This is a genomic window from Amycolatopsis sp. NPDC021455, assembly GCF_040640995.1.
Lineage (GTDB): Bacteria > Actinomycetota > Actinomycetes > Mycobacteriales > Pseudonocardiaceae > Amycolatopsis.
In genome coordinates, this window is the sequence record NZ_JBFACT010000125.1 from 1 (window position 1) to 11,500 (window position 11,500).

Consider the following 11,500-nt stretch of genomic DNA (forward strand, 5'->3'; position numbering starts at 1 on the left):
GAGGGCTTCGAGCGCGGCGCCGTCCTTGACCACCACGCCGGCCTTCGACGCCCGGGACATACCCCCGGTCACCGCGATCGGGACGGCCAGCAGCAGCGGGCACGGCGTCGCCGTCACGAGGACCGCGACCGCACGGTCCGCCGCTCCGGTCAGCAGCCAGGCGAGCGCGGCGATCAGCAGGGACGCCGGCAGGAACCAGACCGCGACGCGGTCGGCGATCCGGGCGATGCGCGCGGTACGGGCGGCGGCCTGCTCGGCGAGCCGTACGACGCCGGCGTAGGCGCTGTCGGCCGCGGCCGCGCTCGCGCGGACGTCGACGGCGGCGCCGCCGTTCACCACTCCACTGTGGACGGTGTCGCCCGCGGGCCGGGACACCGGGAGAGGCTCGCCGGTCAGCGCCGACTCGTCGAACGTCCCGCCGTCCGGCAGGACGCCGTCCACCGGCACGACCTCACCCGGGAGGACCACGATGAGGTCACCGGGCCGCACTTCGCCGACCGGGACGGTCTGGTGGCCGGTCGCGGTGCGCAGGTGCGCCACCCGCGGCGCCCGGTCGAGCAACGCGGTCAGGTTCGCACTCGCCCGCCGTTGCGCGCCCGCTTCGAGCACGCGCCCGGTCGCGACCATCGCCGCGACGATCGCACCCGCGAGGTTTTCGCCGACCGCGAGCGTGGCGACCAGGGCCAGCACCGCGAGCAGGTCGGCGCCCCAGCGGCGGGCACGCAGATCGGCGGCGACCCACACGACAGCCGGGACGAGGGTGACCAGGTCGGCGCCGGCCCAGACGACGTCCGCGGCTTTCGGCACGCCCGTCCACCAGGCGATGCCGCCGGCCGCGACGAGCAACAGAACCAGCGCCAGCAGGCCGGCCTCACGCAGCCGCGTCCGGTCAGCCGGGGTCTGATCCATGGTTTCCTCCTGCGATCGGCCGGAACATCCAGCCTCGATCGCGGGCACGGCACCGGAAAAGGGTCGAAGGGCCTCGACCCGGTCACCGGCGCGAAGCCCTTCGACTCTGTGGCCGGTGAACCGCCGCGGCGAGCATGGAGGCACCGATCCGAGGAGGAGCGATGGACCCGACGATGCCGGATGCCTACGCCGTGCGGGCGGCCGTCGCGCTCGCGGTCAGGGCTCCTTCCGTGCACAACTCCCAGCCGTGGCAGTGGCACTTCAGCGACCGTACGGTCGAACTCCGCGCCGACCCGCGCCGCCGGCTGCGCCACACCGATCCCGACGGCCGCGACCTGCTCGTCAGCTGTGGGTGCGCACTGCACCACTTCACCGTCGCCGCGGCGGCGATGGGGTGGGCCGCGCGGATCCACCGGTTGCCCGAGCCCGGCCTCCTGGCGAGGATCGACCTGGTGCCCCACGACACGCGTGACGACGACATAGCCCTCGCCGCGGCCATCCCCCGCCGCCGCTCGGACCGGCGCCGGTTCGACGACCGGCCGCTGCTGGTGCGGGACGAGGTACTGCTGCAGAAGAGCGCGTCCGGTCAGGGTGCGGCCCTGTACGTGGTGACGGCGGCACCGCATCGGACGGTGCTGACCGCCGCGGCCGCGGAAGCCGCCGGGCTGCACCGGGCCGACCAGGACTACGAAATCGAGCTGGCCGCGTGGAGCGGCCGCGACCACGCGCCGGACGGAGTGCCCGCCCGGAACGCCGTCCTGGCCCTCGCACCCCGCCGCGAGCTGCGGATCCGCGAGTTCGCGGGCGCTCGGCTTCCCGACACGGCCGGCCCCGACGGCGCGGTCCTCACCGTCCTCGCCACCACGGGCGACACCCCGCTGGACCGCCTCCGCGCCGGTGAAGCCGCCAGCGCGGTGCTGCTCACCGCGACCCGGCTGAACCTGGCGTCCTGTGTGTACACCGAACCGCTCGAACTCGCGAGCACCCGCGGCCTGATCCGCGACTGCGTCCTCGACGGGCGGCTCGAGCCACAACTGGTCGTGCGCGTCGGCTACACGCCGAGGGACGCGGCGCCCCTTCCGGCGACGCCGCGCCGGCCGATCGGCGAAGTCCTGCAGCCGCTCCCCCACCCTTACGGTGTGGGCCTGCCGATCCCGGAACAGCTGCGCGGCCGCTGACCACTCCGCCGTTTGCCGGAATCCCCGCTGTGGCCGGGTTTTCCACGCTTGTGCCGCGCCCGGCCGGGGTGGAAGACTGCCCGCGTCCGGCACGACCAGCTGCTTCCGGAGGGTCCATGCGGAGAACCGCGGCGATCTTGTCCACAGTGGTGGCACTGGCCACCGCCTTCGCCGGAACGGCCAACGCCGTGTCCACTTACCGATGGCAGAACCAGCGCAGCTTCTCGTGTCTCGACCAGGACTACTCCGGCGGCACCGCGCACTCCACAGTACTGGCTTGGACCTGCAACAGTGCGGCGGAAAACCAGAAGTGGGAGTGGGAAATCCTCTCCGACGGGACGAACCGGTTCCGGAACGCGCGCAGTGGCATGTGCCTCGACCAGGACTACTCCGGGGGCGTCCCGCATTCCACGATCCTGGCGTGGCCGTGCAGTGCGGTCGACAACCAGCACTGGCGGCTGGCCAGAGCCGCCGATGGCGACTTCGTTTTCCAGAACGTCCGCAGTGGATCGTGTCTCGACCAGGACTACTCCAGCGGCCTCCCGCACTCCACGGTTCTGGCGTGGCCATGCAGTTCGGTCGAGAACCAGCACTGGAACTACCCCTGACGCGCGAAAGGCCCTCCCGGTTCGGGAGGGCCTTTCGCGTCGCGGCTCAAGCCACGTCGTTCCAGACGTAGTCCAGGCGGTTGCGGACCTCGACCACCCCGGACAGCTCGCTGATCAGCCGCGTCACCGGGTCGATGTCGCTGCGCCGCTCGACCCGCCCCACGACAAGCACGATTCCGGCCCGGACCTCTACGCGGACCCGGTCCGGCCCGAAGCCCAGCTGCCGGATCCCGTCGCACACCTCGCGTTCGAGGTCCGCGTCGCCGCGGGTGAAGACGCGGACGAGGTCGCGGCGGGACAGCACACCCGCCGGCTTTCCGTTCCGCAGCACGAACAAGCGGCGAACGCCGGTGCGCGCGAACTTCGCCGCGGCGGCAGCCAGGGAGTCGTCCGTGTCGATCGTGACGACCGGGCTGGTCATCAGATCCTTCGCGGTGCACGCGGTTGCCTTGCGGGCCAGCCGGCGGAAGCGGCGGCGGGGCTTCGGGTCCTCCCACAGGTGCGGGAGCAGGTCCGCCTCCGAGACGACGCCGACGAGCGCACCCGTCTTGTCGACCACGCCGACCGCGCTAATCCCGTTCCCGGTCAGCAGTCCGGCGATGTCCTTGAACGGCGTCTGCGGGGAGACGGTGATCGGATCGGCGGTCATCACCGTGGAAACCGTGTTCATGACAGGAACTCCTCAGCTTTCGGTGCGGACGACCATCACGGGGCACGCGGCGTGATGGAGCAGGGCCTGGCTCGTCGAGCCGAGGACCAGGCCGGTGAAACCCCCGCGGCCGCGGCTGCCGACGACGACCAGCTGCGCACCACGGCTCGCGGAAAGCAGTCGGTGGCGCGGTTTGTCGTGCTCGACGCGGCGCTCGACGGTGACGTCCGGGTACTTCTCCTGCCACCCGGCGAGCCGCTGGGCGAGCAGCCGCTGGCCCGAGTCACGCAGGGACTCGCCCTGGAAAGCGACATTGCCGTCGCTGAACAGCCCGGCGGAGTCGCCGTCGTGCCAGGTGTAGATGGCCACGAGCGGGGCGTTGCGGAGCGACGCCTCTTCGAAGGCCCACGCGATCGCGGCTTCGCTCAGCGGGCTGCCGTCGGCGCCGACGACCACCGGGCCGTCGACGCTCTCCCGGCCGCGCACCACGACCACCGGGCAGTGCGCCTTGGCGGCGAGGTCGACGTCGGGGGAACCGCTGAACAGCCCGGCGATCGCGCCGACCGGCTCGCCGGTGACGAGCAGCCGGGCTCGCGCCGACATCGCCAGCAGCGCCGGGACCGGCCCACGGTCGCTGGCTTCCGTGACGACCTCCAGCCCCGGGACGGCGGCTTCGAGGGTCGCCCTCGTCCGGCGCAGTAACTGGTCGGCTTCGGCCTCCTTGACGGCCAGCCAGTCCGACGGCGGGTACACCTTGCCGCCGAACGCGGCATCTTCGAAGCCATAGGCGGTGAAGACGAGTAGTGCGGCGTGCCGCCGGGCCGCTTCACCGGCCGCCCACAGCGCAGCCGCGGCGGCCGTTTCCGAGCCGTCCACGGCTACCACGATCGGCGCGTTTCCGGTTGCGCTCATGATGTTCCCTCCGGGGTTCCAGGTCGTGAACCCGACGGTAGGGCGGACGCGGACGCGGACGCTGCGGTCGTTCGTCCCCGCGCCAAGTGACCTTCGGCTGCTCCGGGCCCCCGGCCCCACCCGGCATCGTGGGACTCGAGGAGGTATCCGCGATGCCCCAGGAATGGCGAGACGCCGTGGCGGCCGCACCGGTGCTGTTCATGGTCGCGCTTTCCGTCGACTTCCTGGCCGACGGCACGGCCATATGGGTCCACGACGTCCGTGCGATGGCGGTCACCGCACTGCTGCTGGGCTCGGCCGCCGTCGTTCTCGGTGCGCGGCCCCGGAGCGGCGCGCCGGCGTGGCTCGGCGTGACAGCCCTGGCCGCGGCGGTCGTTGCCCTGGTGACCGGCAGCGGGGCCGCGCTCGCCGTGCTGGTCGGGCTGATCACCGTCGTGTGGGTGGTTTCGACCGTCCGGCACCTCCGGACCCCGGCCGGGCGGCCGTGAGCGTCCGGCTGCTGCCCGGCTCAGCCGGCCCGGAGCACCGCCGCGCCGTTCACCCGGTCCGCGGCCAAGTCCGTCAGCGCGCGATCCGCGTCGGCCAGCGCGTAGGGCACCGTGCTGACGCTGAGGCGATGGATGCCGGCGAAGTCCAGGAACTCCCGCGCACCGGCCCGCGTGTTCGCCGTGACACTGCGCACCTGCCGCTCCTGGAACAGATGCTGCTGGTAGTTCAACGGCGGCACGTCGGACAGGTGGATCCCCGCGATCGCCAGTGTCCCGCCACGGTCGAGCGCGGCCAGCGCGGGCAGCACCAGCTCACCCACGGGCGCGAACAGGATCGCCGAGTCCAGGGGTTCGGGCGGTGGGTCGGCGGCTTCCCCGGCTGACGCCGCCCCCAGCTCCAGCGCGAGCTCGCGGGCTTCGGCGCTGCGCGTCATGACGTGCACCGTGGCGCCGCGGGCGATCGCCACCTGGGCGGTCAGGTGCGCGCTCCCGCCGAAGCCGTAGATCCCCAGCCGGCCACCTTCGGGCACCTCTGCCCGGGCAAGGGCGTGGTAGCCGATCAGCCCCGCGCACAACAACGGCGCGAGTTCGTCGTCGGAGTAGCCGTCCGGCAGGGGCAACGCACAGGCAGCCGGGACGACCGCGAACTCCGCGTAGCCACCGTCGGCATCCCACCCCGTGTAACGCGATCCCGGGCAGAGGTTCTCCCGCCCCCGCAGGCAGTACCGGCAGATCCCGCACGTCTCGCGCAGCCACGCGATCCCCGCCCGGTCACCCACCCCGAACCCGGTGGCACCCTCGCCGACCGCGGCGACTTCGCCGACGACTTCGTGCCCCGGTGTCACCCCCGGCCGGTGCACCGGCAGGTCGCCCTCCGCGACGTGCAGGTCGGTCCGGCACACCCCGCACACCAGCACCCGCACCAGCAGCTCACCCGCCGCGGGCCCCGGGACCGGCACCCGGGCCCACTCCAGCGGACCGGACGGCATCGGGCCGGGCCTGGTCACACGCCAGGCGGCCATGGTCGTCGGCAGGTTCATCCGTCCTCCTCGATCGGGCAGGGCCAGGATGCGCCGCCGGCCGCCGCGGTGCGACCTGCCGTGGTCCCCTGAGCCGGGGACGTTAGGCCCTTCTTCCCCGCCGTGGGCAGCGGCGAAGGTGGACCGGAACGGATCACCCCGCGACCTCAGGAGCATCAGCCATGTCCCGAACGGCCCGGTCCGGTCCGCCGCCCACGCCGAAACCGGAGCCGGTGCCGCCGCGCCGCTCCCGCGGCGGTGGCTGGCTGCTCACGGCGTTCGTTCTGCTGGTCCTCGGTGCGCTGGTGGTACCGGCCTTCTGGACGCCTGCCGCACCGTCGATGACCTACACCGAGTTCCTGTCCGAAGTGGACGCCGGGCACGTCGAGTCGGTGACGGTCGACGACCAGGGCGCGGTGGACGGGGTGCGGCGCGGCGGCGCCGCGTTCACCAGCCGCATTCCCACGGCGCTCGCCCCGGGACAGCTGGAGTCGAAGCTGCGGGAGAAGAACGTCGCGATCACCGCCACCAAGGCCGGTGGTTCGCTGTTGTCCGGCCTGCTGGGGTACCTGCCGTTCTTCCTGTTCTTCGGGTTCCTCGTCTGGGCCGGGATGCGGGCGCAGAAGACCGCGGGCGGCGGGCTCGGCATGACCGGTTTCGGCCGCGCCAAGGCCAAGATCATCGAAGCCCAGCGCCCGACCACCCGGTTCGCCGACATCGCCGGGTACGAAGGGGTCAAACAGGAAGTCGGCGAGATCATCGACTTCCTCCGCGACCCGGCGCGCTACGCGGCGGCCGGCGCCAAGGGGCCGCGCGGCGTCATCATGGTCGGCCCGCCCGGCACGGGGAAGACTCTTTTCGCCCGCGCGGTCGCCGGCGAAGCCAGCGTGCCGTTCCTGTCCATCACGGGCTCGGCGTTCGTCGAGATGTTCGTCGGGGTCGGCGCCTCCCGCGTCCGGGACCTGTTCGAGGAGGCCCGGACGCGAGCGCCGTCGATCATCTTCATCGACGAGATCGACGCCGTCGGCGGCCGACGGGGCAATGGCGGCGGTCTGGGCGGACACGACGAGCGGGAGCAGACGCTCAACCAGCTGCTGGCCGAAATGGACGGCTTCGACCAGAGCAGCGGCGTCGTCGTGCTCGCGGCCACCAACCGGCCGGAGACCCTCGACGCGGCGCTGCTGCGGCCCGGCCGGTTCGACCGGCAGGTGACCGTGCCGCTGCCGAACCAGGCCGAACGCGCGGCCATCCTGGCCACCCACATCGACGGCAAGCACCTCGCCCCGGACGTCGACCTGAACATCGTCGCGCGCGGCACCCCCGGCTTCTCCGGCGCCGACCTCGCCAACCTGGTCAACGAGGCGGCGATCAACGCCGTCCGGGACGACCGCACGGTCCTGACCGCCGCCGACCTGGCCGCCGCCCGCGACCGGGTGCTGCTGGGCCGGCGGGACAGCTCGAACGCCCTGCTGCCCGAGGAGCGGCGCTCGGTGGCGGTGCACGAGTCCGGGCACGCGCTGGTGGCGGCGCTGTGCGAGCACGCCGACCCGGTGGCGAAGGTGACGATCCTGCCCGCGGGCATGGCTTTGGGTGCCACCGAGCAGCTGCCGGAGGCCGAGCGGCACCTCTACCGCGAAAGCCACCTCGCGGACCTGCTCGCGGTCCGCCTCGGCGGCCGTGCCGCCGAGCTGGTGGTGTTCGGCGAGACCTCGACCGGAGCGGCGAACGACCTCGCCGGCGCGACGGCGCTGGCGGCGAAGATGGTGACCGAGTTCGGGATGTCGCCGTCGCTCGGCCCGATCGGCTACGGCGCGGCCGACGGGCAGCCCGAACTGCTGGGGCGGCCGTATTCGGAAGAAACCCAGCGGGCGGTCGACGAGGAGATCGCCCGTCTGGTGCGAGCGGCGCAGGATCGGGCCGCCGGCCTGCTGCAACGGCACCGGGCCGCGCTGGACGCCCTCGCGGAACAGCTGCAGGAGCACGAGACCGTCGACGGCGGCGTGGTGCTCACCGTGCTGCGCGAAGAACCGGCGCCGAGCGGCGCACTGACCGCCGGAAGTCCCCCCGCGGAGGGACTTCCGGCCGCAGCCACGGACAGCGCGGCCGCCCTACTGTCGGGGCACGACAGCCGTACCGGGAGCCGCCGATGAACACGACGAAACAACCGATCGTCACCGGAGTGGACGGGTCGGGCGAGGCGCTGGACGCCGTCCGCTGGGCCGGCCGCGCCGCCCGGCTGCACGACGTCCCGCTGGAGATCGTGCACGCGCTCGACTTCTCCGCACTGCTCGCCGGAGGCGTCGTACCGCCGCCGGAGGAGATGAAGGACGTCCTCCGCGCGCACGGGCGGCGCTACCTGCGGGCGGCGCAGGAGATCGCCGAAGCACAGGGTGCCCCGGCCGTGACCACGCGGCTGCATCCCGACCGGGCCGCGCAGGCCCTCATCGAAGCGTCGCGGACGGCGGCGCTGGTCGTCGTCGGCTCGGGTGGCCGCGGCCGGCTCACCGGCCTCCTCGCCGGCTCGGTCGCCTCGGCCGTCGGCGCGCACGCGGCCTCCGACGTGGTGGTGGTCCGCGGCGACTCCTGGGACGACCCCGGCGCCGCCGACCGGCCGGTCGTGGCCGGGATCGACGGCAGCGAGCCCAGCGCCCGCATCCTCGCGACGGCCGTGGCCGAGGCGACGGTGCGCAAGGCCCGCCTGGTCGTGGTGCACGCGTCGGCGGACGACCCGCCGCGCCCGGAGGCCGAACCGCACCTGGACCCGCAGGCCTTCACCGACGCCGGCGAGCAGGTGCTCGGCGAACTCGCCGGCGAACACGACGCGGGCGGCGTCGCCGTCGAACGGGTCGTCGTCCGCGGTCACCCGCGCCGCGAGCTGATCGAACGCAGCTCGGCCGCGCAGCTCGTCGTGCTCGGCGACCGCGGCCGCGGCGGCTTCCCCGGGCTGCTGCTGGGCTCCACCGGCCAGGCGCTGCTGCACAACGCGGCGTGCCCGGTGTACCTGGTGCGCACTGTCACCTGACGGAAGTCCCCGCGCCGATGGGCCTTCGCCCCACCGGAACCGGGGTCCCCGGACCCCGGGAACCGGGGCGGTCCGGCCCTCCTCCCCCGGCCTCACCAAGCGGACTCTGGAATCCGACGAAAGTGAGGCACACCATGGACATCCACCGCGGAATCGCCCCGGCGACCACAGCCGAGCCGACGTCGCCCCGCCGCAACCGCCACGACCGGCTCGCTCTGCGGCCCGCCGACTTCATCGACGTCCGCTACGCCGACGTCGCCGACCAGCACCTGGCACGCACGCTGACCGCTGAAGACCAGTCCGAAGAGGACGGTCTGGACCCGCTGGAGCGCGTCACCTGCCGCACGCACCGCCGCTGGCTGCACGACTGCGTCGCCTCCCCGCTGCACGTCGTCATCATCACCGGCACCCGCTGGTGCCGCGCCTGCGAATGCGCGCTGAACGTCGCGATCGACCAGCTGGCCGGCGACGTCTCGGTCCGCTGCCCGTCCTGCGGCGACACGCCGTCCACCCGGGCCACCCGCCAGCTGGTCCGAGCCTGCCGCGCCAGCCTGGCCGCCGCGCACGACCACTGAGCCGATGCCGCACAGCCGGCTGTACCGCAGCGGCGTCCTCGAGCGCGAGGACTTCCCCGCCGCCGAAGCCGCCCGCCACCTCGCCGATCCCTCGGTGACGCTGTGGCTGGACTTCGACGCTCCCACCGCGCAGGACCTGGCCACGCTCGCCACCGAGCTCGGGCTGCACCCGCTGGCCGTGGCGTCCGTCCTCGACGAGGACCACCAGCGCCCCAAGTTCGTCCGCTACGACCGGCACTCGTTCCTCGCCGCGTACACCGTGCGCATGACCGAGGGTGTCCTGGCCGCCTCGGAACTGGACGCGTTCATCACCGACCGCGTGCTGGTCACCGTGCACCGCAACAACACCACCGACATCGACGCCCTCGTCACGCGCTGGGACACCACGCCGGAGCTGGCCAAGAGCGGCGCCGCGTTCCTGCTGCACGGCCTGCTCGACTACGTCGTCGACGGGCACCTCGACGCCGTCCAGGCCCTGGACGAGCAGGTCGAGGCGCTCGAAGACCTCGTGTTCGCCGACCGCGTCGACCACACCGACCTGCAGCGCCGGTCCCTGCGGCTGCGCCGGAGCCTCAGCCGGCTGCGGCACCTGGCCGTGCCGATGCGGGAGGTCGTCGCCTCGCTGATGCGCCGCGACGACACGCTTCTGCCGTACTTCCAGGACGTCTACGACCACGTCCTGCGCGTGACGGAGTGGACGGAGTCGCTGCGCGACCTGATCGCGACGATCCGGGAGACGCAGCTGAGCATCCAGGGCAACCGGCTCAACACGATCATGAAGAAGGTCACCAGCTGGGCGGCGATCATCGCCGTGCCGACCGCGATCACCGGGTTCTACGGCCAGAACATCCCGTATCCGGGGTTCGGACACGCCTCGGGGGTGTGGGTCTCCACGCTGGCCATCCTGGTCATCTCCGCGACGCTGTACGCGCTGTTCAAGCGCCGCGACTGGCTTTGACCCCGCAGTGCTGGTGCAACCCTGCGGCCGGGCAGTTCCGTCCGGGAAGCATGCGCAGACTGCTCGCCGTCTCCGGTGTACTCGTCCTGGTCCTGGGAGCCGCCTCCTGCGGCCGCAACGAACAGGTGCCCGCGGGCGGGGAGGCGCTCTGCTCCCCCTCGTACGAACCCCGCGAACTCGTCGAGCGCGGCCCGCTGTACCCGGGGCTTCCCTCCGGCCTTCCCACTCAGCCGGGCCGTGCTTCGAACGAAACCACCACCAAAGACGTGGCGTCGATCCGGAAGATCGCCGCTGCGGCGTGCTCGCTGCCCACCCCGCCGAAGGACGTGGCCTGCACCCTCGAAATGGGACCACGCTACGAACTCCGGTTCGTCGACGTCCAAGGCCGGACCACGACCCTCAGCGCCGAAAGCTACGGCTGCCAGTTCGTCGAGGGGCTCAGTAGCCGCCGGTTCGACGCGAAGCCTCTTTGGGAAGCCCTGACCGCGGCCGGCCTCCCCGCGCCGCGCCCCCGCTGAGCCGCGACCAGAGCAGCTTGTCCGCCTCCACCGCCGCGAACGCCACCGCCGCGGCCCCGACCACCCACAGCCAAGACGAGAATCCCACCGGCGCCGTGTGGAACCACGTGTTCATCACCGGCACGTACGTCAGCAGCAGCTGCAGCCCGGCCGTCAGCCCCAAGCCGAGCAAGAACATCCGGCTGTGCCCCGGCCACGCGCGCAGGACCGGCCGGTCGAGCGAGCGGCAGCTGAGCAGGTATGCCGCCTGCACGCCGACGAACACGTTGATCGCCGTCGTTCGCGCTTCCGCCACCGAGGCACCCCCATCGAGGTACAGGCGATACGCGCCGAAGGCCGCCACGACGAGCAAGAGCGACACCAGCACCACCCGCCGCAGCAGGGAACCGGTGAACAACGGCCGTCCGGGTGGCCGCGGCGGCCGTCGCATGATGCCGGGCTCGGTCGGTTCGAACGCCATCGTCAGGCCCAGGAACACCGCCGTGGTCATGTTGATCCACAGGATCTGCACCGGCACGATCGGCAGCGTCACGCCGAGCAGGATCGCCACCAGGACCACCATGCCTTCACCGATGTTGGCCGGCAACGTCCACGCGATGAACTTGCGCAGGTTGTCGAACACCCCGCGGCCCACCCGCACGGCGGCTTCGATCGAGGCGAAGTC

At 72.8% G+C, this 11,500-nt stretch carries 13 protein-coding genes; 8 read left to right on the forward strand and 5 right to left on the reverse strand.

Annotated features, from left to right (window positions below; translation table 11 throughout):
- A partial coding sequence (locus AB0G28_RS48075; protein ID WP_361105979.1) for an HAD-IC family P-type ATPase occupies positions 1–909 on the reverse strand: 909 nt, incomplete at its 3' end.
- Between the two features lie 161 nt (positions 910–1,070).
- Here AB0G28_RS48075 and AB0G28_RS48080 point away from each other — a divergent pair.
- Positions 1,071–2,087: a hypothetical protein gene (locus AB0G28_RS48080; RefSeq protein WP_361105982.1), complete on the forward strand. Its 1,017-nt coding sequence runs from the start codon at positions 1,071–1,073 to the stop codon at positions 2,085–2,087.
- A 116-nt stretch (positions 2,088–2,203) separates the two neighbouring features.
- The gene (locus AB0G28_RS48085; RefSeq protein ID WP_361105985.1) at positions 2,204–2,695 is read left to right on the forward strand and encodes an RICIN domain-containing protein; all 492 of its coding nucleotides are present in this window, start codon (positions 2,204–2,206) and stop codon (positions 2,693–2,695) included.
- A gap of 46 nt (positions 2,696–2,741) precedes the next feature.
- Here the strand turns inward: AB0G28_RS48085 and AB0G28_RS48090 are convergent, their stop codons facing one another.
- Both AB0G28_RS48090 and AB0G28_RS48095 read right to left on the reverse strand, forming a co-directional pair.
- On the reverse strand, positions 2,742–3,365 hold the full coding sequence (locus tag AB0G28_RS48090; RefSeq protein ID WP_361105987.1) for a CBS domain-containing protein: 624 nt from the start codon (positions 3,363–3,365) through the stop codon (positions 2,742–2,744).
- A gap of 12 nt (positions 3,366–3,377) precedes the next feature.
- Positions 3,378–4,256 (reverse strand): universal stress protein, encoded by an 879-nt coding sequence (locus AB0G28_RS48095; protein ID WP_361105989.1) that lies wholly within the window; start codon positions 4,254–4,256, stop codon positions 3,378–3,380.
- Positions 4,257–4,408: 152 nt separating this feature from the next.
- Here AB0G28_RS48095 and AB0G28_RS48100 point away from each other — a divergent pair, with 152 nt between their 5' ends.
- The gene (locus AB0G28_RS48100; protein ID WP_361105992.1) at positions 4,409–4,744 is read left to right on the forward strand and encodes a hypothetical protein; all 336 of its coding nucleotides are present in this window, start codon (positions 4,409–4,411) and stop codon (positions 4,742–4,744) included.
- A gap of 20 nt (positions 4,745–4,764) precedes the next feature.
- Here the strand turns inward: AB0G28_RS48100 and AB0G28_RS48105 are convergent, their stop codons facing one another.
- Positions 4,765–5,766 (reverse strand): zinc-binding alcohol dehydrogenase family protein, encoded by a 1,002-nt coding sequence (locus AB0G28_RS48105; protein WP_361106011.1) that lies wholly within the window; start codon positions 5,764–5,766, stop codon positions 4,765–4,767.
- Positions 5,767–5,945: 179 nt separating this feature from the next.
- Between AB0G28_RS48105 and ftsH the strand changes: the two genes are divergently transcribed.
- The 5 genes from ftsH to AB0G28_RS48130 all read left to right on the forward strand — a co-directional run bounded on the left by ftsH (position 5,946) and on the right by AB0G28_RS48130 (position 10,836).
- Positions 5,946–7,913, forward strand: a complete 1,968-nt coding sequence (gene ftsH / locus AB0G28_RS48110; protein WP_361105995.1) for an ATP-dependent zinc metalloprotease FtsH — start codon at positions 5,946–5,948, stop codon at positions 7,911–7,913.
- Complete coding sequence (locus AB0G28_RS48115) at positions 7,910–8,785, forward strand: universal stress protein (protein ID WP_361105998.1); 876 nt, start codon at positions 7,910–7,912, stop codon at positions 8,783–8,785. The genes ftsH and AB0G28_RS48115 overlap by 4 nt, the downstream gene beginning before the upstream one ends.
- A gap of 134 nt (positions 8,786–8,919) precedes the next feature.
- On the forward strand, positions 8,920–9,360 hold the full coding sequence (locus tag AB0G28_RS48120; protein WP_361106000.1) for a hypothetical protein: 441 nt from the start codon (positions 8,920–8,922) through the stop codon (positions 9,358–9,360).
- A gap of 4 nt (positions 9,361–9,364) precedes the next feature.
- Positions 9,365–10,318: a magnesium transporter CorA family protein gene (locus tag AB0G28_RS48125; protein WP_361106002.1), complete on the forward strand. Its 954-nt coding sequence runs from the start codon at positions 9,365–9,367 to the stop codon at positions 10,316–10,318.
- A gap of 50 nt (positions 10,319–10,368) precedes the next feature.
- Positions 10,369–10,836 (forward strand): hypothetical protein, encoded by a 468-nt coding sequence (locus AB0G28_RS48130; protein WP_361106005.1) that lies wholly within the window; start codon positions 10,369–10,371, stop codon positions 10,834–10,836.
- Here the strand turns inward: AB0G28_RS48130 and AB0G28_RS48135 are convergent.
- A partial coding sequence (locus tag AB0G28_RS48135; protein ID WP_361106008.1) for a cation transporting ATPase C-terminal domain-containing protein occupies positions 10,757–11,500 on the reverse strand: 744 nt, incomplete at its 5' end. The two genes, AB0G28_RS48130 and AB0G28_RS48135, sit on opposite strands and share 80 nt — an antisense overlap.